Origin of the sequence: Sphingomonas sp. S-NIH.Pt15_0812, assembly GCF_003951315.1 — a bacterium.
Classification (GTDB): Bacteria; Pseudomonadota; Alphaproteobacteria; order Sphingomonadales; family Sphingomonadaceae; genus Sphingomonas.
In genome coordinates, this window is the sequence record NZ_QLJH01000011.1 from 1 (window position 1) to 24,619 (window position 24,619).

Consider the following 24,619-nt stretch of genomic DNA (forward strand, 5'->3'; position numbering starts at 1 on the left):
GCGGGGCATCGGCGCTGGTCTGCGCCAGTACGGCCGAGAGGATCAGGGCAAAGGGTTCCATCGGCGCATCTCCGGTCGGTGGGGACGATCCCCGTCTGAAGCCTGATCCTTATGCCTGGCCCCTGTCGCCGGCCTGTGTCGGCGGGCGGCGAAACTGTCGCAAAGCGTAACAATCCGCCGCCGGCCGACAGGGCTCAGCGCGCGGTCTGCCCGAATAGCGTCTTGCGCGCTTCCTCGTCGGTGGCGAGGTTGCGGGTCTTCAGCCCCTCGCCCTTGGCATAGGCCGCCACCGTCGCCGGCCGCGCCGCGATCCGGTCGAACCAGCGGTGCAGATGGGGGAAGTCCTCCAACTTCTGGCCCTGCGCCGCGTGCGGCACGATCCAGGGATAGCAGGCCATGTCGGCGATCGAATAGTCGCCCGCGACATAATCGCGGGTCGCGAGCTGGCCGTTCAGCACGCCGTACAGCCGCGCCGTCTCGCGCAGGTAGCGATCCTGCGCATAGGGAATTTTCTCGGGCGCATAGATGTTGAAGTGATGGTTCTGGCCGAGCATCGGGCCTAGGCCGCCCATCTGCCACATCAGCCACTGCGACACCTCGGTCCGGCCGCGCGTGTCGGCGGGCAGGAAGCGGCCGGTCTTCTCGGCGAGATAGAGGAGGATCGCCCCGGATTCGAACAGGCTGACCGGCGCGCTACCGTCGGCCGGCGCATGGTCGACGATCGCCGGCATCCGGTTGTTGGGGGCGATCTTCAGGAAGTCGGGCGCGAACTGGTCGCCCTTGCCGATATCGACCGGCACGATGCGGTAGTCGAGCCCGGCTTCCTCCAGGAACAGCGTGATCTTATGGCCATTGGGCGTGGGCCAGTAATAGAGGTCGATCATCGAACTTGGTCCTTGTCAGCGTCCGCCCGCATGTAGGCGCGGGGACGGCCGCCGCAATGCCGGCCGGCCCGCGTCCCACCCGCGCCGAGCCTCGCCTCACCCCGGCGGGGAGGACGCCATCCGGTCGTCGAACATGCCATAGAGCAAGGTGGAGGCGTACATGGCGATCGCGGTGGCGCGGGGCATGGTGGTGGCCCATTTGCGCATGTCGAACGCCGCATTCTGGAGCGAGGTGAGCGCCTGCGCCGCGACCAGCGCGTCGACCGGGCGGCACGACCCCTCCGCCACGCCGTCCATCATCATGCCGGCATAGCGGCGCGCGATCCGGTTGGAGCGATCGACCATCGCCTCGCGCTCGCCCAGCGGCAGTCCGCTGAGCGCCGTGGTGCGGAGCAGCGGCGCGGCCTCTGCGAACTGCACGTCGAGCAACGTGGCGACGCCGCTCGCCAGCCGCTGCCAATGGCTGCCGCCCAGCGCGTCGGCGCGCGCCTGGGCCTGGGTGATGGTGTCGAAGCTGCGGCGATAGCAGGCGAGCACCAGCTCGTCCTTGGCGTCCAGATGGTGGTAGAAGCTGCCCTTGGTCACGTTCAGCTCCGACGCGATCCGCTGGACCGAGGCGCCGCGATAGCCGAGCTCGTTGATCAGCCGCGTGGCGGCGAGCAGGAAGGCGGCCCGGCCCGGCTCCGCCTCGTCATGCGCCAGGTCGAGCATCACCGGGCTCCACGGCGCGCCGGGGGCGGCGATGCCGTGCGCGAACACGTCCATCAGCCGCGCCTCGACCCGGTCATATTGGTCGAGATCGTAGCGCTGGATCCAGATCGGCAGCCAGAAGGTATTCTCCAGCAGCACATGCGCGCGCGCGCCGGTCAGATCCTTGTGCGCCCGGCTGGCGGGTGGGCCCCATAGCGCGCGGGTGTCGCGGAACACGCGCTGCCAGCCGGTCATCAGCCGGGTGCGGATCGGATCCTCGGTCGCGCGCAGGTCGGACAGGACGGCGAACGCCTTCTCCTCGCCCGTGGCGATCCGGGCCAGCCGCACCATGTTGAGCCGCAGGTAGCGGGCGACACGCGCCTGCGGCGTCGGCTCGCGCATCGCCTCGGCCAGCATCTCGCCCAGCCGGTCGAGCGTATTCTCGAACGCGGCGGCGGCCAGATCCTCCTTTCGCTTGAAATAATAGGTGACGCTGGTCGTGTTCAGCCCGACGCGGCGCGCCACGTCGGCGAAGGTCATGCCCTTGGCCGACTGTTCGTTGATCGCCTCCGCCGCCGCCGCCAGGATCGCGTCGCGCTTGGCGCGGAAACGGCGGGTGCCGCTCTCCTCGGCGGCCGGGGTCCGGGGGGTGTCCTGCTCCATCCCGATCTGGGTAGCAGCTTGGTTTCGAAAAACCAGTCGCTTTGTTCAGTCAGGCGATCATGGCTTTACCGAAGATACGGTACGGTTTACCTCTTCCGGGAATCATGGGATGGGAGAGATGCCGTGGACTTCACGCTGACCGAACGGCAGGCCTATTATCGCGACCGCGTGCGCGCCTTCATCGATGCGGAGATCCGGCCGCGTCATGGCGACTATCTGGCGCAAAGCCACACGGGTGAGCGGTGGAAGGTGCTGCCGGTGATCGAGGAGGTCAAGGCGATCGCCAAGGCCCAGGGGCTGTGGAACTTCTTCATGCCGCCGCGCGCCGGCCGCGCCCATGTCGACGATAGCTTCCGGTTCGAGGGCGAGCAGCTTTCCAATCTGGAGTATGCTCTCTGCGCCGAGGAGATGGGGCGGATCGGCTGGGCGTCGGAATGCTTCAACTGCTCCGCGCCCGATACCGGCAACATGGAGGTGTTCGAGCGCTACGGCACGGCCGCGCAGAAGGAACGCTGGCTGCGGCCGCTGATGAACGGCGCGATCCGCTCCGCCTTCCTGATGACCGAGCCGCAGGTCGCCTCGTCCGACGCGACCAACATCCAGACCGCGATGGTCCGGGACGGCGACCATTATGTCGTCAATGGCCGGAAATGGTGGTCGTCGGGGGTCGGCGACCCGCGCTGCAAGGTCGCGATCCTGATGGGCAAGACCGATTTCGGCGCGGAACGGCACCGGCAGCAGTCGATGATGATCCTCGACATGGACACGCCGGGCGTGAAGATCGAGCGGATGCTGTCCGTCTATGGCTATGACCATGCGCCGCACGGGCATGGCGAGGTGACGCTGACCGACGTCCGCGTGCCGGTGGAGAATATGCTGCTGGGTGAGGGGCGCGGGTTCGAGATCGCGCAGGGACGGCTCGGACCGGGCCGCATCCACCATTGCATGCGCACGATCGGCGTCGCCGAGGCGGGGATCGAGGCGATGGCCAAGCGGCTGCTGTCGCGCGTCGCCTTCGGCAAACGGATCGCCGACCATAGCGTCTGGGAACAGCGCATCGCCAAGGCGCGGATCGATATCGAGATGACGCGCCTGCTCTGCCTGAAGGCGGCCGACATGATGGACAAGGCGGGCAACAAGGCGGCGCAGCTGGAGATCGCGATGATCAAGGTCGCGGCCCCCACCATGGCGCTCCAGGTGCTGGACGATGCGATCCAGGCGCATGGCGGCGGCGGCGTCAGCGAGGATTTCGCGCTGGCGCACGACTGGGCGGCGCTCCGCACGCTGCGCTTCGCCGACGGGCCGGACGAGGTGCACAACCGCGCCATCGCCCGCGCCGAGTTCGGCAAATATGGCGCGTGGAAGGCCGAACTGCCGACCCGCTGACCCGATCTTCGAAGGACATGATCATGAAGGCAGCCGTGCTGTTCGAGGCCGGGCAACCGCTCCGCATCGAGGACGTCACCATCGCCAAGCCCGCCGCGCACGAGGTGCTGATCCGCACTGCGGCGGTCGGCGTGTGTCGGTCCGACCTGCATTTCGTCGACGGAGCCTATCCGCACGCCATGCCGACCATCCCCGGCCATGAAGCGGCGGGCGTGGTCGAGGCGGTGGGCGAGGAGGTGCGCTGCGTGAAGGTGGGCGACCATGTCGTCACCTGCCTGTCCGCCTATTGCGGGCAGTGCGAGTATTGCGTCACCGGTCGGATGTCGCTGTGCATCGACGCCGCCGTGCGTCGGCCCAAGGGCGCGCCGCCGCGCCTGATGCTGGGCGACGTGCCGGTCGCGCAGATGCTCAACCTGTCGGCCTATGCCGAGATGATGCTGGTCCACGAACATGCCTGCGTCGCGATCGACCGGGACATGCCGCTCGACCGCGCGGCGCTGCTCGGGTGCGCGGTGACGACGGGGGCGGGGGCGGTATTCAACACCACCGACGTGACGCCCGGCGAGACGGTGTGCGTGGTCGGCTGCGGCGGCATCGGGCTGGCGGCGGTCAATGCCGCCAAGATCGCCGGCGCGGGCCGCATCATCGCGCTCGATCCGGTGGCGGAGAAGCGGGCGATGGCGGAGAAGCTGGGCGCGACCCACAGCTTCGACAGCGCGTCGGAGACGGCCGCCGACGAGGTGGTGGCGCTGACCCGGGGCGGGGTGCATCACGCGATCGAGGCGGTCGGCCGGCCGCAATCCGCCGCCACCGCGGTCAAGGTGCTGCGGCGGGGCGGCACCGCGACGATCCTAGGCATGATGCCCCTGGGCGAGAAGGTCGGCCTGTCGGCGATGGACCTGCTGGCCGGCAAGCGCTTGCAGGGCGGCCTGATGGGGTCGAACCGCTTTCCCGTCGACATCCCCCGCCTGGTCGACTTCTACCTGCGCGGGCTGCTCGACCTCGACACGATCATCGCCGGTCGCCTGCCGCTGGACCGGATCAACCAGGCGTTCGACGAACTCCGCCGGGGCGAGACGACGCGCAGCGTGGTGACCTTCGCATGACCGGCGCGTCGAAAGAGGCGACCGTCGCGGTGGCGGAGAAGGACCGGCTCGATCTCGACCGGCTGGCCGATTGGATGCGCGGGGCGGTGCCGGGCTTTGCCGGGCCGATCGCCTATGCCAAGTTCGCGGGCGGCCAGTCCAATCCGACCTATCGGCTCGACACGCCGGACCGCGCCTATGTGCTTCGGCGCAAGCCGTTCGGGCCGATCCTGCCCTCGGCCCATGCGGTGGAGCGCGAATATCGCGTGATCGCGGGGTTGCACCCGACCGGCTTTCCCGTGCCGCGCCCTTACGGCTTGTGCGAGGATGCGGGCGTCATCGGCGCCCCTTTCTACGTCATGGAGATGGTCGAGGGGCGGACGATCTGGGACGGCGCGATGCCGGACGCCACCCCGGACCAGCGGCGCGCCCATTACGATGCGATGATCGACACGCTGGCGGCGCTGCATCAGGTCGATTACGTCGCCGCCGGCCTGTCCGACTATGGCAAGCCCGGCAATTATTTCGAGCGGCAGGTCGCGCGCTGGACCAAACAATATCGCGCGTCGGAGACGGAGGTGATGCCGGCCGTCGACCGCCTGATCGCATGGCTGCCGCGCACCTTGCCCGAGCAGACGCGCACCGCGATCGTCCATGGCGATTACCGCATCGACAACATGATCTTCGCGTCGAACGAGGCGCGGGTGGTCGCGGTGCTCGACTGGGAATTGTCGACGCTGGGCGATCCGCTGGCCGACTTCTCCTATCTGCTGATGAACTGGGTGACGGAGCCGGAGGGGCGGTCGGGCGTCAAGGGGCTGACCGGCCCGGAGACCGGCATTCCGACGATCGAACAGGTGGTCGAACGTTACTGCGCCGCGACCGGGCGTGACGGGGTGCCACGGCTCGACTGGTATTTCGCCTATAATCTGTTCCGCCTGACCGGCATCGTCCAGGGCATCAAGAAACGGATCATCGACGGCAATGCGTCGAGCGCGCGCGCGGCGGAGACGGCGGCGCGCGTCCACGGCCTGGCGGACGCCGCCTGGGCCTTTGCGGAAAGGGCAGGAGCATGACCGACCTCTTCGACCTCACGGACATGGTGGCGATCGTCACCGGATCGTCGCGCGGCATCGGCCGCGCCTCGGCGATCGAACTGGCGCGCCACGGCGCGCGCGTCGTCATCTCCAGCCGCAAGCAGGAGGCGTGCGAGACGGTCGCGGCGGAGATCAACGCCCGGTTCGGCGAGGGGCGAGCCATCGCCATCGCCGCCTCCATCTCCGACAAGGCGCAGCTGGAGGCGCTGGTCGCCGGGACGCGGGACGCCTTCGGCCGGATCGACGTGCTGGTCTGCAACGCCGCGTCCAACCCCTATTACGGGCCGCTCGCCGGCATCGCCGACGATCAGTTCCGCAAGATCCTGGACAACAACGTCCTGTCCAATCACTGGCTGATCCAGCTGGTCGCGCCCGAGATGCGCGAGCGCAAGGGCGGCTCGATCATCATCGTCTCCTCGATCGGCGGCCTGCGCGGGTCGCCGACGATCGGCGCCTACAACGTGTCCAAGGCCGCCGACTTCCAGCTCGCGCGCAACTATGCGGTCGAATATGGCCCGGACGGGGTGCGGGTGAATTGCATCGCGCCCGGCCTCATCAAGACCGACTTCGCCCGCGCCCTGTGGGAGGACCCGGAGCAGATCCGCCGTTCGAACGAGATGGTGCCGCTGCGTCGCATCGGCGAGCCGGAGGAGATCGCCGGCGCGGTCGTCTATCTCGCCAGCCGCGCCTCCGCCTTCATGACCGGACAGGCGATGGTGATCGATGGCGGCGTGACGATCTGACGGGAGGGTGAGGATGGAGCAGCGGTTCCGGGGCAAGTCGGTGATCGTGACGGGCGCGGGCTCGGGCATCGGCCGCGCCGCCGCCATCGCCTTCGCGGGCGAAGGCGCGCGCGTGATCGTCGCCGATCTGAGCGGCGCGGAAGAGGAGACGGCGGCGGCGATCGGTGCGGCGGCGCGGCCGCTCCGGGTCGATGCGGGCCACGAACCCGATGTCGAGCGCATGGTCGCGCTGGCGGAGGCGGCGCATGGCGGCGTCGACGTGATGTTCGCCAATGCCGGCATTTCCGGCGGCATGGCCAATATCTTCGACACCGACCCGGCGCTGTTCGCGGAGGTGCTGCGCGTCAACCTGATCGGCCCGTTCCTGGCGATCCGCCATGCCGCGCCGCGCATCGCCGCGCGGGGTGGCGGCGCGATCGTGCTGACCGCCAGCGTCGCCGGATTGCGCTCGGGTGCGGGCTCGCCCGCCTATTCGGCGTCCAAGGCCGGCGTGATCAACCTGGCCCAGGTCGCCGCGCAGCAGCTGACCGGATCGGGCGTGCGCGTCAACGCGGTGCTGCCCGGCCTGACCGAAACCGGCATGACCCAGCCGGTGTTCGACCATGCCCGCGCGGTCGACAAGCTGGACCGGATCGGTCGCCTCAACCCGTTGCAGCGCGCCGCGCAGCCGGCGGAACTGGCGGCGGCGGTGCTGTTCCTGGCGTCGGACGCCGCCAGCTATGTCAACGGACAGGCGCTGGCGGTCGATGGCGGTCTGTCGTCCAGCCATCCGGTGACCCGGCAATCCTACGGGAACACTGCCGCATGAGGATGTGATTACTCTTGCGTTCACCGAATCTTAGCGGTCGAAGCTCACATATTCCTCATGTCCGTCAGCGTCCTGCCCAATTCGTCCAGCCATGCCGATCTCGCCGCCCTGTGGCGCGCGGTCGACATCTCGCAGGTGGTGATCCGCTTCGCGCGCGATGGCACCATCCTCTCCGCCAATGAACAGGCGTGCGCCTTGCTGCACTACCGGCCGGACGAACTGGTCGGCCGGCATTGCGGGCATTTGTCGCCCGATCTCCAGGTCGGCACGGCCAGCTTCCAACGGGTGTGGCAGTCGCTGCTCGGCGGCCGGCCGCTCGGCGGCGTGCATCGCGGCGTCGGGGGCGATGGCCGCAATGTCTGGGTCCGCGCGACCTTCCAGCCGATCCTGGGCGCGGACGGCACGGCCGAGGGGGTGCTGCTGGTCGGGTCGGACATCACCGCCGCGACCCTGGCCGCCGAGGAGGCCGACCGGCGCATGGCCGCGATCGAGCTGACGCATCTGGTGATCGAATTCGACCTGGACGGGCGGGTGCGCGATGCCAACGACCTGTTCCTCGAACGCATGGGCTATACGCGCGACGAGGCGATCGGCCTGCCGCATCATCAATTCTGCGATGCCCAGTTCGTCGCCTCCGATGCCTATACGAATCTGTGGGAGAAGCTGCGCAACGGACTGCACAGCGCCGGCCGGTTCCGCCGCATCGCGCGGGACGGCGCCCCGGTCTGGCTCCAGGCGACCTATACGCCGATCCTGGACGACCAGAAACGGCCATGGAAGGTGGTGAAGTTCGCCACCGACGTGACCGACGAGGTGCATCTGCAGGAGGAGGTGCGGCTACGCCTGGCGGAGAGCCGCGCCTTCAGCGAGGAGGCGGCGGCGCGGCGGGCGGAGGCGGACCAGCTCGTCCTGCGGCTGGGCGAGATCGTCGAGACGATCGCCGGCATCGCCTCGCAGACCAACATGCTGGCGCTGAACGCCACGATCGAGGCGGCGCGGGCGGGCGATGCCGGACGCGGCTTCGGCGTGGTCGCGGCGGAAGTGAAGAAGCTCGCCGACGGCACGCGCGCCGCGACCAACATGGCGCGCAAGATGATGGCGGCGCGGTAGGAGCCGGTGGTCCTGTAGTTCGCCGGGCGGTCGACCGGCCGTCATTCCCGCCGCCGGATCAGCCCCTCCTGCGCGGAGCTGGCGACCAGCCGCCCGTCCCGCGTGAACACCCGCCCCCGATTGAAGCCGCGCGCATGGCCGGCCCAGGGGCTGTCCATCGTGTAGAGCAGCCATTCGTCGGCACGGAACGGCTCGTGCAGCCACAGCGCATGGTCGAGGCTGGCGGTCTGCATCCCCGGCGTCATGAAGCCGACGCCGTGCGGCCGCATCGACGTGCCGAGCAGCGCCATGTCCGACGCATAGGCCAACACCGCGCGGTGCAGCGCCGGATCGTCGGCGATCGGCGCGCAGATGCGGAACCACAGATGCTGGACCGGCGCGTCCTCACCCGGCCTGATCCAGCTGCGCGGGCCGACCGGGCGGATATCGATCGGGCGCGGCCGGAGCAGCCAGGCATGGTGACGCTCGGGCACCTCCGCCGCCATCGCCTGGCGCAATTCCCGCTCGCTGGCCAGCGTGTCCGGCGCGGGTACGTCGGGCATCATGTCCTGGTGCGCCAGTCCGCCTTCCGGCGTCTGGAACGAGCAGGCCATGTTGAGGATCGGCTGACCCTGCTGCATCGCGATCACCCGGCGGGTGGCGAAGCTGCGTCCCTCGAAATCACGCACGACGCGGTAGATGATCGGATGCGCCTCGTCCCCCGGCCGCATGAAATAGGCGTGGAGCGAATGCGCGACCTTGGGCGCGTCGGTCGACCGCTGCGCCGCCTGGAGCGCCTGCGCGATCACCTGTCCGCCGAAGACGCGCCCCTCGCCGCCGGGCTGGCGCGCGCCGCGGAACAGATCGGTGTCGATCCGCTCGATATCGAGTAGGGTGACCAGGGTCTCGGCGAGCTGTTCGGGCGTCGCGTCATGGGGCGTGTTGAAATCCATGGCTGATCCTCTGCGGAAAAAGCCGTGCGCCCGCAATGCCCGCCGAGTCCGGTCAGCGCGCCGCAACCGCCGTGCCGCCCTCGCGCTCCAGTGCGGCAGCGGCGTTGGCGAGGGCGATGTACATCGCCCCCTCCGGCACGACATATTCATTCTCGCCCCAGAAGAACGGCCAGTCGTCGCGATTTTCCGGATAGTCGGGCTTCAGCAGCAGCACGCCCGGCACCACGCCGCCGGGGATGAAGGTGAAGTCCGCCCGGTTGCTGCCATAGGCGACCTCTTTCGACAGCGCGCCGACCCCCGACACGAACGACCGGTCCGAGGCCGGATGATGGCCGTGCAGATAGTCGAGCGCGCGACCCACGGTCGACCCGTCGACCAGCTCCGGAAAGGCGCGGTGCAGCGCATAGCCGGTCAGGCCGAAGTTCAGCACCGCGCCATTGCCGGCCCAGCCGCCGGTGGTGATCGGCACGCCGAACGGGTTCGCCGTCTCGGTCGCGGCCGCCTGCGCGACCCAGGCCTGCACCGCCGGGCGCAGCGCGGCGCGATATTCGGGCGGCATCGCCGGCAGCGCCTTGACCATCGTGGTGGCGCTGAACGCGAAGCCCTTCAGCATCGCCGGGGTCAGCGCCATGACGCGGTCGGCATATTGCCGGTCGCCGGTCGCGAGCAGCAGCTCGACCGCCGCGCCGAACTCCTCCGCCTCCAGCGGGCCGCCGGTGGTGTTGCCATGGTGGAACAGGTCGGGGGCGTGGCTATGCTCGTCCTTCCAGACCTTCACCGCCCGGTCGAGGCACAGGGTCGCGAATGCGTCGTCGCGCCCCTTCCACGCGCGATAGGTCGCGGCCAGCGCGGCGGCCGAGCCATATTCCAGCGCCGACGCCTTGCTGGTGAAGGCCCAGCGATCGTCGGGCGTGCCGCTGCGCCCACCATTGCGGTCATAGGCGCGCTCATAGGGCTTGAGCTTCGGGTCATAGACCAGCCCGTCGGTCTTGCTCGCCGCGTCGCCCAGATGCGTGTACTGGCCGACATCGGGCTCGACGATGCCGTGGATCGCATGGCCGACCGCGTGATATTGCGCCAGCAGTTGCACGCTGCCGTGGCGGATCTGCTGGAGGATGTCGGGCGTGCCGTCGGGCACATGGATCTCGACCCGCCGCGTCGTCCAGTCGACCGCCACCGTGTCGCGCTCCGGCTTGTACCGCTCCCAGATATCGACCAGCTCGCGGACCACCTGATATTGGGTCTGGGTGCGGATGTCGAAGTCGCCCGCATCCAGCCACCCGCCGACCGCCAGGCCGGGGATATGCTCGCCCGGCTGGAACGCCGTGTCGGTGGTCGGCCCCTGGCGATAGAGGTCGATATGCTCGTGGTTGATCGGGGCCTGGCGCGCATCGTCGCGGTGCGGGTCGCCATGCCAGGTGCGATAGCCCTCGTTGACCGCCATATGGTCCATCGCGATCGGCAGATAGACGTCGCTGCTCAGATGCCAGGACGTGGTCGTCAGCCCGGCGGCGATCGGGAAGGGGGCGGTGCGCGTATCGCCATATTGCAGCACATAGGTGCCCGGCGTCTTCACCCCGCTGAAGTCGAAGCGGACATAGCGGTAGCGCAGGTAGCGACCCCAGTCGCGCGCCGCCGGCGTGGCCACCGGCGTCATCCGGCCATCCTCCCCGACCCGGAGCAGGCGGGGCTGCCGGGCGCCGCGATCGTCGCGGTCCAGCTCGATCGTCGCGAGCTTGGGCGCATCCGGCGCATAGCCGAGCTGCGAGTGGCCGATCATCGGCGGGCGCAGCCAGCCGGGCACGCTCGCCGCCTCCAGCGTCCATTCCACCACCTTGCCCGTCCGCCCGCCGGGCAGGATCTGGCGGACGACATACCAGCCATTCTGCGCCTGGTTGCGACCGTCATAGAGCGACAGGCTGCCGCTTGCCGTGGCGATGCCGACGCGCCGCGCCGCATCCTCGGGCGACAGCACCAGCTTGCGCCCCGCGGCGAAGGGCAGCGGCTCCGCGCCCGGTCCGTCGCTGCGGCCGCTGGCGGCGTTGCGCTCGGGCGTCAGCGTCATCGCGTCCGCCGGGTGGCGCGGGAACAGGGCCGGACGGCCATCGGCGGTGAAGGAGCGATGGAAATAGGCCGAGGGCACGAACTCCAGGTTCAGCCCCGCCTTGCCGACCAGTTCCGCCGGCAGCGGCCGGTCGAGCAGCACCGACAGCACCACGGCGCTGCCCCGCCGCTCGGCACGGACGGTGTAGCGGAAGCCGGGATATTCCATCACCGCCTCGATCACCCCGGCCGCCTTGTCGACCCGGCGGCTGACGAACTGCGCGGCCGGGTCCCATTGGCCGGGCGTGGCGGACAGGCGCACATCGCCATTGGTGGCGGTGCGCACGCCCTGCTGGATCAGCTCGACCCCGCTGATCTTGGCATCGGCGAACAGCCCTTCATTGACGTTGGAGAAGATCAGCCAGTCGACGCCCGGCGCCTCGAAATAATCGGCGCGGTCGAAGCGGAGCGGGGTCTGCGCCACCGCGGCGAACGGCAGGCTGCCGAGTAGAGCGGCGAGCAGGATGCTGCGGCGAGGGGACATGAACATTCTCCTGGAGGCGCGGAATTGGGGGGTCGGTGTCAGAGCGCGGCGTTGCGCGTGATCGTCAGCCTCGTGTCGCGGCACCAGCCGCAACCGGGTCCGGCGAAGCGGGCGCGGGCCTTGCCGTCGCCCTTCAACTGCCAGTCGAGCCACTGGGTCACGACTTGCGCCGCCAGCCCGCCATGCGGCTGCATATAGGTGCCGCCATGACCCACGGGGATGTCGACCAGCGCCGCGGGCACGGCCTGCAACCGGCGAAAATCGTCGCTGCCATTGGCGTGGGCGATGTCGTCCGGCCCGCCAAGCACATAGAGGACGGGCGTGTGGAGCCGGCCGAGCAGCGCCTTGTCGGAAACGATGCCGGGGATCGGGCTCTTGCCGTCGTTGAAGAAGCCGGTGTTCATCGCCACCACCGTGCGGACACGGGGGTCGGAGCCGATGGTCAGCGCCTGCAACCCGCCGCAGCTCCAGCCGGAGACCGCGATCCGATCGGTCGCGATGCGGCCGCGCAAGGGGCTGCCGGGTCGGACATTCTCCCGCGCCACCCAGTCGATCGCGTCGGTCATCAGACGCGTCGCGGTCTGAGCCTGGAGCGGGCCACCGGTCGCGCCCGGCTTGGGCCCGGCCTTGGGGATGGTGCCCGAGGCGATCACCAGATAGCCGTGCGAGGCGATCTCCAGCAGGTGATTGCGCGAGCTGGTGCCGTCGGCGCTGCACCCGCCATTGCCGAAGATATAGACGGGCAGGGGATCGCGGCCGGGTTTGGCGGGGCGGTAGACGACATGGTCGGGAAGGCTGGCGCGTTCCTCGAACAGCGCGGGGAATGGGCCGCTGCCGCGTTCCGGCGGCGGACTGGCGGCCATCGTGATGGTAGCGCTCACCATAAGGCTTGCGTTCATCAGGATCATCATGCCGGACCGCGCCATTCGTTCCATCCCCTGGGTTATTGTCGGAGCATTTTCCTGCTTCCTGAAGCCCGATCCTGCCCGAGAAGCTGTTTGTGATCAACGGTGTACCGCGTAACGGCCATCAATCCCGCACGATTGGCGGGGCCGTCGCCGACCGCTGATCACTAATGTTGTTGGACAAGTTGACGGCCGGCCGCGACCGTGCGTAGGTTGCGCTACCACGGATCGGGACCGGCGCGGGACAGCGTCGGCGCGAGGCAGGGAGAATGAGAGGATGGCGGTGGCCAGGGTCCTGATCGGAGGTGCGATGCTGGCGGCGATCGCCGTGCCGGCGGCGGCGCAGGATGCGCGGATGACGCCCATGCCCGCGCCCGCCGCGCCCGATGCCATCCCGCTCGGCACGGGTCCCGGCAACAGTGCCTCCGCGCCGGCGGAAAGCTGGTTCCGCCAATATGGCGTGGCGATGACGCGCAACGTGTCGGTCGCGACGCTGACGCCGGTCCTGCCCGACCCCGCCAGGGCCACGGGCGCGGCGGCGATCGTCGCGCCGGGCGGCGGCTTCCTGATGCTGTCGATGGAGAATGAGGGCTGGCGCGTCGCCCGCGCGCTCGCCGATCGCGGCATCGCCGCCTTCGTCCTCAAATATCGATTGAAACCGACGCCTGCCGACCTGCCCGGCTTCGAACGCGCGGTGAATGCGATGTTCGCCAGCGTCGGACAGCCGCGCGCCCGGCTTGGCCCGGATGCGGCGGCGGCGGGTCTCGCCGACCAGATCGCCGATGCGCGCGCCGCCGTCCGACTGGTGCGTACGCGGGCGGGGGAATGGCATGTCGACCCGAATCGCATCGGCATGATCGGCTTTTCGGCGGGCGCGATGACGACGATGGTCACCGCCCTGTCGGCCCCGGATACGAAGCTGGCCTTCATCGCACCGATCTACGGATCGATGGAGGCGGTAACGGTGCCCAGGGATGCGCCGCCCCTGTTCGCGGTGCTGGCCGCCGACGATCCGCTCTTCGCGCGCAAGGGCCTTGGCCTGATCGATGCCTGGCAGCGGGCGGGACGGCCGGTCGAATTCCACCTCTACCAGGGGGGCGGCCATGGCTTCGGCCTCGGCAAGCCCGGCACCACCAGCCCCGGCTGGTTCGACGCCTTCACCCGCTGGCTGTCGGTCGGCGGCATCACCACGCCCATGTCCATCACCGGACCCTCTTCGGGAGCAGCAGGATGACTCGACACGCCTTCTTCGGGGGCCTGATCATGGCCCTGACCCCGGTCGCGGCGACCGCGCAGACGCCGGCCGCCAGCCCCCCCGCGGTGCCGCCGCTCGCCGATTATTTCCAGCCGGCCGCGGGCGGCCCGATCGCGCCGGACGCGGACGGCTTCCTCCGGCGTTGGCTGCTGCTGGAGCCGATCGCCAAGCCCAACCCGACCAATGCCGTCTTCACCGGCACCTATGTCCGGGAGACGCTGTCGCCCCAGACCTATCCCGGCCGCTTCGCCGCCCTGCCGCGCGACGGGCAGATGGTGCGGGTCGACCGGCCGCTGCGCTGGCACGCGCTCGACTCGAAACTCTGGGACGTGAAGCTGTTCAACTTCGCGCAGGCGCTGGGCCAGCCCAAATATGGCGTGATCTTCTGGGCGGTGACGGTGGTGAACAGCCCGCGCGAGATGCGCGACGTGCGTCTCGCGGTCGGGTCCAACTCGGCATCGCGCTGGTGGCTGAACGGCGATCTGGCGGTCGAGGCGTTCGACGATCGGCGGATGGTGATGGACGATCTGCTGTCCGATCGCATCACCCTGAAAAAGGGGCGCAACGTGCTGCGCGGCGCGGTCATCAACGGGCCCGGCCTGAGCGATTTCGCGATCCGTTTCGTCGACGCGGCCGGACAGCCGATCCGCGACATCACCACCGACGTGAAGTGAGGATGCCCGTCATGATCAGGACCCTTTGCCGCCTTCCGGCCGGTGTCGCCGCACTCCTTGCCGTCTCGCCCGCCCCGGCGCAGCTTGCCGGCACCGTCTTCATCCACGACCCCTCGACCGTCACCGAGTCGGACGGGAAATGGTTCACCTTCGGCACGCGCGGCGGCGGGCTGATCTCCGACGATGGCTGGACCTGGCGCGGCGGCGCGGAGCGGCCGGGCGGCGGCGTCGCGCCCGACATCATCCATATCGGCGATCGCTATTATGTCGCCTATGCGGTCGGCGGCGGCGGCATGTCGGGCGGCCATGCCAGCCAGGTCAAGATCATGTGGACCAAGTCGCTCGACCCGCAATCCCGCGACTTCGGCTATCACGATGTCGGCGTGGTCGCATCGAGCGACGGGGTGGAGAATCACGACGCGATCGATCCCGCCTTCCTCTATGTCGATGGGCGGTTGTGGCTGAGCTACGGCACCTATTTCGGCTCGATCCGCATCATCGAGCTCGATCCCAGGACAGGCCTGCGCGTCGCGGGTAACCAGCCGGTCGATATCGCCATCGACATGGAGGCGACCGCGCTGATGCACCGCGATGGCTGGTATTATCTGCTCGGTACGCACGGCACCTGCTGCGACGGGCCGAACTCGACCTACAACATCCGCGTCGGCCGGTCGCGGAACGTGCTGGGCCCCTATGTCGACAATATGGGCCAGCCGCTGCTGAAGGGCGGCGGCAAGTTGGTCGCCGCTGCGCATGACCGGGTGCAGGGACCCGGGCATTTCGGGCTGATCGACTTAGGGGGCGGGACCCAGAAATTCTCGATGCACTATGAGTCCGATCTCGACCGGGGCGGGCGCAGCGTGCTGGCGATCGAGCCCCTGTTGTGGCGCGACGGCTGGCCGGTGGCGGGCAGCAACGTGCGACCGGGCGACTATGAGATCCAGTCGGAGCGGAGCGGCAATGCCTTGCAGCTCAAGGTCGATTTCGTCCGCATCCCCTTCGACGTGCGCGCCAGCTTCATGGCCAAGCCGACCGATGCGACCAGAGCCTTGCCCGATCAGGGTCTGGCGGACGTGCAGGGCGGCTGGCCGGCGGGGCGGGTGCGGGTCGAGCTGGCCGCGCATATGAACCGGCCGAACCAGCGCTGGACGGTCACGCCGATGCCCGACAAGGGCGGCTGGTTCGGCGCACCCTATTACCGCATCGGCATCACCGGCACCGAGCGCGTGCTGGCGACGACGCCGGCGGGTGAGGTGGAGGCCGTGCCGGGCTATACGGGGGCGGATGCGCAATTGTGGCGGATCGATCAGCTGACCGACGGCAGCTACCGCATCACGCCCAAGCTGCGCGCCAAGGGGCAGGACAGCGCGCTGATGGCGATCGGCACCAGCACGGTGACGCTGGCACCGTTCGATGCGCGCAGCGATGCGGGGCGGTGGCGGTTCCGGATGCCTTGAGCGGGGTGGTGCGCAGGCCCGGAGGAGAGGCTGCGCCGTTCCTTCTTCGGTTCCCCGGCGAAGGCCGGGGCCCAGTTGGGAAGGCTTTGGTAACGGAGCGTGGCCGTCCATCACCGATGTCCCCTAACCGGGCCCCGGCCTTCGCCGGGGAACAGGCAGGTCGTTAAATGAACAGGACCGGAGCGCGTGCACCCTACACACCCGCTTCGCGTCTTCGCGCGAGTCCATCGCCCTCACACGAAAAGGCCGCGACCCCTCGCAGGATCGCGGCCTTTCGCTTGAACCCTAAGGCGTCCGGATCGGCCGGACGCCCGGGCATCGTCCTTATGCCGCCAGCTTGCGCAGCACGTAGTGAAGGATGCCGCCGTTCAGGAAATATTCCAGCTCGTTGACGGTATCGATCCGGCAGCGGGTCTGGAACGTCTCGCTGCTGCCATCGGCGCGGGTCAGCGTGACCTCGACATCCTGACGCGGACGCAGGCCGCTCACATCATGGATGGTGAAGGTCTCCGATCCGTCCAGGTTCAGCGACTTGCGATCAACGCCCGCCGCGAACTGGAGCGGCAGCACGCCCATGCCGACCAGGTTCGAGCGGTGGATGCGCTCGAAGCTCTCGGCGATCACGGCGCGGACGCCGAGCAGGTTGGTGCCCTTCGCCGCCCAGTCGCGCGACGAACCGGTGCCATATTCCTTGCCCGCGACCACGACCAGCGGCGTGCCGTCGGCCTTGTAGCGCATTGCCGCGTCGTAGATCGGCATCACCTCGCCGTCATATTTGGACATGCCGCCCTCGACGCCCGGCACCATCTCGTTCTTGATGCGGATGTTGGCGAAGGTGCCGCGCATCATCACCTCGTGGTGACCGCGACGCGCGCCATAGCTGTTGAAGTCGGCGCGGCTGACCTGATGCTCCTGGAGGTACTTGCCCGCCGGGCTGTCCGCCTTGATCGAGCCGGCCGGCGAGATGTGATCGGTGGTGATCGAGTCGCCCAGGATCGCCAGCGGCTTCGCCTCGATGATGTCCGAGACGGGAGCCGGGGTCATCTCCAGACCCTCGAAATAGGGCGGGTTGGCGACATAGGTCGAACCGGCGCGCCACTGATAGGTGTCCGACCCGGTCACGTCGATGCCCGACCACTTGGCGTCGCCCTGATAGACGTTGCCATAGCGGTTGCGGAACATCGCATCGTCGATGTTCGCGTTCATCAGCGTGGTGACTTCGTCGTTGGTCGGCCAGATGTCCTTCAGGAACACGTCCTGGCCGTCCGACCCCTGGCCGATCGGCGTGGTGTTCATGTCGGTCGTGACCGTGCCCTTCAGCGCATAGGCGACGACCAGCGGCGGGGAGGCGAGGAAGTTGGCGCGCACGTCCGGCGACACCCGGCCCTCGAAGTTGCGGTTGCCCGACAGGACCGAGGCGGCGACCAGGTCGTTCTCGTTGATCGCGGCGCTGATCGGCGCGGGCAGCGGCCCTGAATTGCCGATGCAGGTGGTGCAGCCATAGCCGACCAGGTTGAAGCCCATGGCGTTCAGGTCTTCGGTCAGGCCCGCCTTGTCGAGATAGTCGGTGACCACCTGCGATCCGGGCGCGAGCGAGGTCTTGACCCAGGGCTTGGGGCTGAGGCCCAGCGCCCGCGCCTTGCGCGCGACCAGGCCGGCGGCGACCAGCACCGACGGGTTGGACGTGTTGGTGCACGAGGTGATCGCCGCGATCACCACGTCGCCGTCGCCGATGTCATGGTCGCGGTCGGCGACCGGCGCACGGACCGGGCGCTCCTTGTGATAGACCTTGAACAGGTCGCCGTTGAACACCTCGTCCACCTTGCCCAGCGACACGCGGTCCTGCGGACGCTTCGGCCCGGCGAGCGACGCGGTGACGGTGCCCATGTCGAGCTCCAGCGTGTCGGTGAAGATAGGGTCCGGGCTGTCGGCGTGACGCCAGAAGCCGTTCTCCTTGGCATAGGCCTCGACCAGCGCGATATTCTCCTCGGACCGCGCGGTCAGGCGCATATAGTCCATGGTGCGCTCGTCGATCGGGAAGAAGCCGCAGGTCGCGCCATATTCCGGCGCCATGTTGGCGATCGTCGCACGGTCCGCCAGGGTCATGCTGGCGAGGCCGGGGCCGAAGAACTCGACGAAGCGGCCCACCACGCCCTTGGCGCGCAGCATCTGGGTGACGGTCAGCACCAGGTCGGTGGCGGTGATGCCCTCGTTCAGGGCGCCGGTCAGCTTGAAGCCGACGACCTCGGGGATCAGCATCGACACCGGCTGGCCCAGCATCGCCGCTTCCGCCTCGATGCCGCCGACGCCCCAGCCGAGCACGCCCAGGCCGTTGATCATCGTGGTGTGGCTGTCGGTGCCGACCAGCGTGTCGGGATAGGCGATCATCGCCTCGCCGCGCGCATGGTCGCCGATCTCCTTGGACGACCAGACCGCCTGGCCGATATATTCCAGGTTGACCTGGTGGCAGATGCCGGTGCCCGGCGGCACGACCTGGAAATTGTCCAGCGCCTTGCTGCCCCACTTCAGGAACTCGTAGCGCTCGCCGTTGCGCTGATATTCCAGGTCGACATTGTCCTGGAACGCCTGGGGCGTGCCGAACTCGTCGACCATGACCGAGTGGTCGATGACGAGGTGGACGGGGACCTGCGGATTGATCTTCTCGGCATCGCCGCCCAGCTTGGTCATCGCATCGCGCATCGCGGCGAGGTCGACGACGCACGGCACGCCGGTGAAATCCTGCATGAGCACGCGCGCGGGGCGATACTGGATCTCGCGGTTGGAGCGCGCATCCTTCTGCCAGTCGACGATCGCCTGGATGTCCTCGCGGGTGACGGTGACGCCGTCCTCGAAGCGCAGCAGGTTCTCCAGCAGCACCTTCATCGAGAAGGGCAGGCGCGACACGTCGCCCAATTGCTCCGCCGCCTTGGCGAGCGAATAATAATCATAGCTCTTGCCACCGACCGACAGGGTCGTGCGGGTGTTGAGCGTGTCCTGGCCGATGGCGGTCATAGGGGTCCTTCTGCCTGTCTATGCCCCAGCGCGCCGGGGACGCGGGCGCAAGGACCGCAGGGGGCGCGAAGGGCAGGGGTATGGCGCGCGATAGCAGCGCTCCGGCTGGGGGGAAAGGGGGCGGCGCGGGGTTTCTCCCGCAGCGCGCCGGCGGACGATGTCCCTCATCATAGCGCATTTTCGCCTTTGCCGGACAGGGGACGGCCGGGTCCGGCCCATCCTCAGCCACGCTGCCGGCCGTCAAAATCGGATTCGAGCATAATCAAAAGGATGCAGTGATCCGATATAATATTATCCGATTCGGTCCGTCGCCGTCCCGGCCGCCCTCTATGATGCGTTCTATTAACCTCGCATCGTGGCGGACCAGAATAGATGACGATCCGGACCAGGCTGATAATATGTCTGTCGTTGCTGGCGCTGGCCTTCGCCGGATTGACGTTGACGCTGCACCTGTCGCTCCATGCCAATCGACAGGCGCTCAGCCAGTTGCTGACCGGCCGGATCGCCCCCTTGCGCGACCTGAAGGTGGTGGCCGACAAATATGCGGTCGATATCGTCGATGCCGCGCACAAGGCGCGCAACGGCAACTTCACCATGGCCCAGTCGCTGGCCCATGTGCATGACGGGCGGACGCAGCTGGCCGAGCATTGGCGCGCCTATGCCGCGACGCGGCCGGGCGGGAAGGAGGCCCTGCTGGCGGCGATCGCCGAGCAGCGGATGGCGGCGGCGGACCGGCATGTCGCGGCATTGGAGTCGATCCTGCGCCGGGGCGACCGGGCGGCGCTCGACCGGTTCGTCGTCGGCACCCTGTACGGCACGATCGATCCCGTCTCGGCGGCAATGAGCGACCTGATCGACGAGCAGATCCGTCAGGCCGACGCACAGGTCGGCTGGATCAGCACGATCGACCAGGGCGCGGCGATCACCGCCTGGGTACTGGCGGCGGTGGCGGCGGCCGTGTGGCTGGCGTCGCAGCGGGTGACGCAACGCGGCGTCGTCAATCGGATCGGGTGTCTGGCGGGGACGATGGAGGATCTGGCCGCCGAACGGACCGTCGACATCCCCTATGTCGACGATGCGGACGAATTGGGCCGGATGGCCCGCGCCTGCGAGGTGTTCCGCGCGCGCGGCGCGGCGCGGATCGAGGCGGAGCGGGTCCAGGCGGCGACCCAGCGCCAGGTGACGCAAGGCTTGCAGCGGACGATCGCGGCGGTGTCCGAAGGCGACCTGACCTATGAGATCCCGGCCGACTTCCCGGCCGATTATGCGGCGGTCGGCCGCGACTTCAACGCGGGGTTGGCGCATCTGCGCGGGCTGATCGGATCGGTTCGGACCAGCGCCGTCTCGATCCGCACCGGATCGAGCGAGATCGCGCTCGCCTCCGAGGATTTGGCCCGTCGCACCGAACAGAGCGCCGCCAATCTGGAGTCCACGGCGGCCGAGATCGGCCGGATCGAGGCACGGGTCGCCGCCTCTGAACAGGCGGCGGGGGAGATGGTGGTGAAGGCCGGCGATGCGATCGCGACCGTGGGCGATGGTCGCGCCGTCGCCGACGAGGCGGTGGCGGCGATGCAGCGGGTCTCGGCCAGCGCCCGCGGGATCGACTCGGTGATCGAGGGCCTGGACAAGATCGCCTTCCAGACCCGCGTGCTCGCGATGAACGCCGCTGTCGAGGCGGGCCGGGCGGGCGAGGCGGGGCGTGGCTTCGCGGTGGTCGCCGATCTGGTTTCCGCACTGGCGATGCGCGCCGAGGAGGAGGCCAAGCGCGCCCGGTCGCAACTGACCGTGACCCAGGGCGAGATCGTCTCCGCGGTCGATCTGGTCCAGCGGGTCGACGAGGCGCTGGTCGCGATCGCCGGCGATGTCGGCCTGGTCCACGGGCTGGTCGGCCGGATGGCGACGGACAATCAGGTGCAGGCGACGGCGATCAGCCAGATCGCGCGCAACGTGAGCGTGATGGACGGCGCGACGCAACAGAATGCCGCGATGGTCGAGGAGACTTCGGCCGCCGCGCGTACCCTGTCGCACGAGGTGGAGGCGATGGCGCGGCAGGCGGAAAGCTTCACGGTCGACATGCGGGGGTCGCCGATACCGACGCGCGCGCCGCAGGCCGGCGTCCTGCTGGAAATGGCCTGACGGGCATGAAAAGACGGCGTCGGTCGACTGGATCGACCGACGCCGTGTCAGGGCAGGGGAATGCCACCCCGGAGGGGTCCGGGGCAACCTGGGGGGATCAGAAGCGGGCGCGCACACCGACGCGGTAGAAGCGGCCCAGCGTGTCGTAGAGCGCCGGATTGACGTCGAGCCCGGTATTGGTCTGCGGCGACGGGGTCGGATCGCGGTCGAACAGATTGTCGACCTTGAAGAACATCGCCACTTCCTTGGTGACGTTCACCGACCCGCCGATATCGATGTAGAAGGCACCCTTCATCCGGTTGTAATCGATCGTCGGATTGTTCGCGGTCGAGACCGGGCAGTTGCCAGTCGAGCAGACGACATATTGGTTGCCGAACACGCCGTCGCTGAACCACCGCTCCTGGACTAGCAGGCTGAACTTGTCATTGTCATAGGTCTGGATGGCCAGCCACTTCCAGTCCGGCGTCGCGCCGGAATTGGCCCCGGCCGAATCGACCGGGATGGTGCCGGACAGGCCGGGATCGGTGATGAAGTCGATCACGTGGGTGCCGAGGCCGCGCAGCGTGAAGTTGCCGTCCAGGCCCAGCGGATTGCGCCACTGATAGCTCGCCTCGATATCGAAGCCGCGCGTCTTGATCGAGGCGAGGTTGAACGACTGGACGTTGACGAACTTGAAGTTGCTGTCGAGGTCGAACGCGCCGCAGGTGGCGGGGATGTTCTGGACGACGCACAGGTTGACGATCTGCTGCGCCGACAGGCTGGAGACGACGTCCTTCACCTTGATGTTGTAATAGTCGAACGACAGGCTGAGGCCGGGCAGCCAGGACGGCCGCGAGTAGACTGCGCCCAGCTCGGTGCTGCGTGCAGTCTCCGGGCGGAGCTGCGGGTTGCCGATCGTGTTCTGGATGATCAGCACCTGCCGGCCCCTGGGAAAATCTATCGAGGTGCGCGGATCGGTGAAGTTGGGCACGGTGGTCGTGGTCGGCGCGGCGAACAGCTCCGACAGGTTGGGCGCCCGTACGTCGCGCGAGGTCACGGCACGGAAGCGGAGGCCGTCGAGCGGGGTTTCCCAGGTGCCGCCGGCCTTCCAAGCATAGATCAGGCCTGAAGTCGAATAGCGCGTGGCGCGACCCGCCAGGTTGACGTTGGCCTTGCCCAGCACCGCCGAGTCGAGCACCGGCAGGTTGAGTTCCAGGAAACTTTCCAGGACGTGGTATTTGCCGGACCCGTTCTTGTAGTTGCCGGCGTACCAGTTGCTGCCGGTCGCCGAATTGAGGAGCGGATCAACCGGGTAGAGATCGGAATTGGGGCTGATCGGCGAGACGCCCGCGCCATAGGGGTCGGCGTTCACCCGGTAGAATTCGCGGCGATATTCCGCGCCGAATGCGATGGCGAGTGGCCCGGCCCACAGCTCCAGCGGCGTGCCCGACACGCTGATCGCCGCAGCGTCCTGGGTCTGCTTGGTATGCTGGAACGGGCCGGTCTCCGGCACGATATAGGACAGCGCGCCGGCCGACGGGGTGAAGCCGCCGAAGATGTTGATCGGTTGGCAGCCATTGGCGCGAGCGACCGGGTCGGCGCAGACGATCTGGCCGTTGATCCGCGTCGCGTTGATCGCCGCGTCGTAGCGGGGGGTCAGCAGGATGTTGTCGACATTGATGTCGGTGATGTTGATGCCATGCTCGTAATAGGCATCATAGGTCCAGTTGGTCCCGCCCAAATCGGCTTTGCCCTTCAGCCCGCCGACGAAGCGATATTGGCGCCGGTCGGTATGCACCTTGATGTTGGGCAGGATCGCGCTGCTCAAACCGTATTGGAACGAGGATATGCCGTTCGCCGCGCAGGCGGTGGTGATCGACTCGGGCAGATAGGGATTGGCGCAACTGATCGTCAGGCCGCTGCGCGCCGCGCCCGGATTGGGCTGGTTGCTGGACTTGACCTGCGCGACGTTGACGGTGGCGTAGATTTCCGTGTCGGGCGCGATGTCATAGCCGATGCGCGTATAGCCGTTCAGGCGCTGGAGCGCGGATTGCAGCGAGGTGCCCGAGCCGACATGGCCCGACTGGTCGCCGCCGACGCAGAAGCCGACATAGCAGCCGATCACGCTGCCGCCCTGGTTCTTGGCCGGTACGCCGTTCGAGCCATAGTTGAACTGGAAGGGGACGCCGTTCACGTCGAAGGCGGTGCCCTGGAGCGGCCCGTTGCTGATCAGGCCGTAGCGGGTATATTGATAGGCCTGCGCATGGTCGCGATAGTTGAATTGCGGCGATCCGTTGTCGCGGATGCCGGTATCGACCAGCGTGCTGGCGCGATACCAGTCGCGGCTGCCGGCCAGATCCTCGCCGAAAAAGCCGGGGCCGACGCCCTGGTCCTTGGAATATTCGCCGCTCAGGATGACGTGCAGCTTGTCGTCGGCAAAGGCCTTGCCGACCGCCGCCTGGGCCAGCACCTGCCCGCCATCCCCATAATTGGTGACGCCGGTCTGGAGGTTGCCCTTGAACCCGGTGAAGCGCGTGTCGGTGATGAAGTTGATGACGCCGCCGACCGCGTCCGAGCCGTAGGATGCGGAGGCGCCGCCGGTGACGATGTCGACGCGCTTGATGAGGAGCTGCGGGAACTGGCTGATGTCCGGCACGCCCGTCACGTTCGCGCCGACCACGCGCTGCCCGTCGAGCAGCGTCAGCGTGCGGATCGTGCCCAGGCCGCGCAGCGAGAAGGAGCTGAGCCCCTGCGAGCCGCTCGACGTGCTGAACGTACCTGTCTGCGCGCCGGTCGAGCCTTGCAGCGACGGCAGCTGCGCCACCGTGTTGAAGATGTTGGGCTGCGCGTTCTTGAGGATCTGGTCCTCGCCGATCACCGTCGTCGGCGTCGGCGCGTTGAAGCCGGTGGCGGTGATGCGCGTGCCGGTGACGACGATGTCCGCGCCCGTGGTCGGGGCCTGTTGCGGCTCGGCGGTGCCGTCGGTGGTGGTTTCGGGTGCGACCAGCTGGTCGGGCGCGGCGGGATCGGCGGAACGCGTCGAGTCCGGCACGCCGGCCTGGTTCTGCGGCGCGGCCGGGGCCGCTTCCTGCGCCAGGGCCGGGCTGGCGATCAGCGCGGCGGCCAGCACGATCAGGCTGGTAGCGTTATCATAAACCAGCGAACCCCGTGTCCGCCCGCGACTGCCCTTCGTCATCATCCATCCCCTTGGTCGTC

General features: G+C 68.4%; 17 protein-coding genes. 10 read left to right on the top strand and 7 right to left on the bottom strand.

The annotated features are described in order from the left end of the window. Positions 1-194: 194 nt before the first annotated feature. Positions 195-884 (bottom strand): glutathione binding-like protein, encoded by a 690-nt coding sequence (locus BRX43_RS09045; protein ID WP_125994535.1) that lies wholly within the window; start codon positions 882-884, stop codon positions 195-197. Positions 885-980: 96 nt separating this feature from the next. Beyond that, positions 981-2,237 carry a TetR/AcrR family transcriptional regulator gene (locus BRX43_RS09050; RefSeq protein ID WP_125994536.1) on the bottom strand — a complete coding sequence of 419 codons (1,257 nt, stop codon included), beginning with the start codon at positions 2,235-2,237 and terminating at the stop codon, positions 981-983. A gap of 123 nt (positions 2,238-2,360) precedes the next feature. Between BRX43_RS09050 and BRX43_RS09055 the strand changes: the two genes are divergently transcribed. The 6 genes from BRX43_RS09055 to BRX43_RS20525 are packed head-to-tail and all read left to right on the top strand — an operon-like array spanning position 2,361 to position 8,466. Then, positions 2,361-3,623 (top strand): acyl-CoA dehydrogenase family protein, encoded by a 1,263-nt coding sequence (locus BRX43_RS09055; protein WP_125994537.1) that lies wholly within the window; start codon positions 2,361-2,363, stop codon positions 3,621-3,623. Positions 3,624-3,646: 23 nt separating this feature from the next. Then, a complete protein-coding gene (locus tag BRX43_RS09060; RefSeq protein ID WP_125994538.1) occupies positions 3,647-4,729 on the top strand; it encodes a Zn-dependent alcohol dehydrogenase in 1,083 nt (360 codons plus the stop codon). Next, positions 4,726-5,784 carry a phosphotransferase family protein gene (locus tag BRX43_RS09065; protein ID WP_125994539.1) on the top strand — a complete coding sequence of 353 codons (1,059 nt, stop codon included), beginning with the start codon at positions 4,726-4,728 and terminating at the stop codon, positions 5,782-5,784. The genes BRX43_RS09060 and BRX43_RS09065 overlap by 4 nt, the downstream gene beginning before the upstream one ends. Next, complete coding sequence (locus tag BRX43_RS09070; RefSeq protein WP_125994540.1) at positions 5,781-6,548, top strand: SDR family oxidoreductase; 768 nt, start codon at positions 5,781-5,783, stop codon at positions 6,546-6,548. The genes BRX43_RS09065 and BRX43_RS09070 overlap by 4 nt, the downstream gene beginning before the upstream one ends. A gap of 13 nt (positions 6,549-6,561) precedes the next feature. Next, positions 6,562-7,356 carry an SDR family oxidoreductase gene (locus tag BRX43_RS09075; protein WP_125994541.1) on the top strand — a complete coding sequence of 265 codons (795 nt, stop codon included), beginning with the start codon at positions 6,562-6,564 and terminating at the stop codon, positions 7,354-7,356. A gap of 57 nt (positions 7,357-7,413) precedes the next feature. Then, positions 7,414-8,466: a PAS domain-containing methyl-accepting chemotaxis protein gene (locus tag BRX43_RS20525; protein ID WP_125994542.1), complete on the top strand. Its 1,053-nt coding sequence runs from the start codon at positions 7,414-7,416 to the stop codon at positions 8,464-8,466. 41 nt (positions 8,467-8,507) lie between these two features. Here the strand turns inward: BRX43_RS20525 and BRX43_RS09085 are convergent, their stop codons facing one another. From BRX43_RS09085 to BRX43_RS09095, 3 genes are read right to left on the bottom strand one after another with little or no spacing between them, the layout of a single operon-like run. After that, a complete protein-coding gene (locus BRX43_RS09085) occupies positions 8,508-9,398 on the bottom strand; it encodes an acyl-CoA thioesterase II (RefSeq protein WP_125994543.1) in 891 nt (296 codons plus the stop codon). A gap of 52 nt (positions 9,399-9,450) precedes the next feature. After that, the gene (locus BRX43_RS09090; RefSeq protein WP_125994544.1) at positions 9,451-11,985 is read right to left on the bottom strand and encodes a glycoside hydrolase family 9 protein; all 2,535 of its coding nucleotides are present in this window, start codon (positions 11,983-11,985) and stop codon (positions 9,451-9,453) included. A gap of 38 nt (positions 11,986-12,023) precedes the next feature. Next, positions 12,024-12,866 carry a hypothetical protein gene (locus tag BRX43_RS09095; RefSeq protein WP_206433168.1) on the bottom strand — a complete coding sequence of 281 codons (843 nt, stop codon included), beginning with the start codon at positions 12,864-12,866 and terminating at the stop codon, positions 12,024-12,026. Positions 12,867-13,167: 301 nt separating this feature from the next. Between BRX43_RS09095 and BRX43_RS09100 the strand changes: the two genes are divergently transcribed. The 3 genes from BRX43_RS09100 to BRX43_RS09110 are packed head-to-tail and all read left to right on the top strand — an operon-like array spanning position 13,168 to position 16,276. Beyond that, positions 13,168-14,124: an alpha/beta hydrolase gene (locus BRX43_RS09100; RefSeq protein ID WP_125994545.1), complete on the top strand. Its 957-nt coding sequence runs from the start codon at positions 13,168-13,170 to the stop codon at positions 14,122-14,124. Beyond that, complete coding sequence (locus BRX43_RS09105) at positions 14,121-14,819, top strand: acetylxylan esterase (RefSeq protein WP_206433169.1); 699 nt, start codon at positions 14,121-14,123, stop codon at positions 14,817-14,819. The genes BRX43_RS09100 and BRX43_RS09105 overlap by 4 nt, the downstream gene beginning before the upstream one ends. A gap of 11 nt (positions 14,820-14,830) precedes the next feature. Continuing rightward, positions 14,831-16,276: a family 43 glycosylhydrolase gene (locus tag BRX43_RS09110; protein WP_125994546.1), complete on the top strand. Its 1,446-nt coding sequence runs from the start codon at positions 14,831-14,833 to the stop codon at positions 16,274-16,276. Between the two features lie 324 nt (positions 16,277-16,600). Here the strand turns inward: BRX43_RS09110 and acnA are convergent, their stop codons facing one another. Continuing rightward, positions 16,601-19,288 (bottom strand): aconitate hydratase AcnA, encoded by a 2,688-nt coding sequence (gene acnA / locus BRX43_RS09115; RefSeq protein ID WP_125994547.1) that lies wholly within the window; start codon positions 19,286-19,288, stop codon positions 16,601-16,603. A 372-nt stretch (positions 19,289-19,660) separates the two neighbouring features. Between acnA and BRX43_RS09120 the strand changes: the two genes are divergently transcribed. Further along, entirely contained in the window at positions 19,661-21,424 is a 1,764-nt protein-coding gene (locus tag BRX43_RS09120) for a methyl-accepting chemotaxis protein (RefSeq protein WP_125994548.1), read from the top strand. 97 nt (positions 21,425-21,521) lie between these two features. On the opposite strand, the gene BRX43_RS09125 is transcribed toward BRX43_RS09120, so the two are convergent. Next, a complete protein-coding gene (locus BRX43_RS09125) occupies positions 21,522-24,602 on the bottom strand; it encodes a TonB-dependent receptor (protein ID WP_125994549.1) in 3,081 nt (1,026 codons plus the stop codon). Positions 24,603-24,619 lie beyond the last annotated feature (17 nt).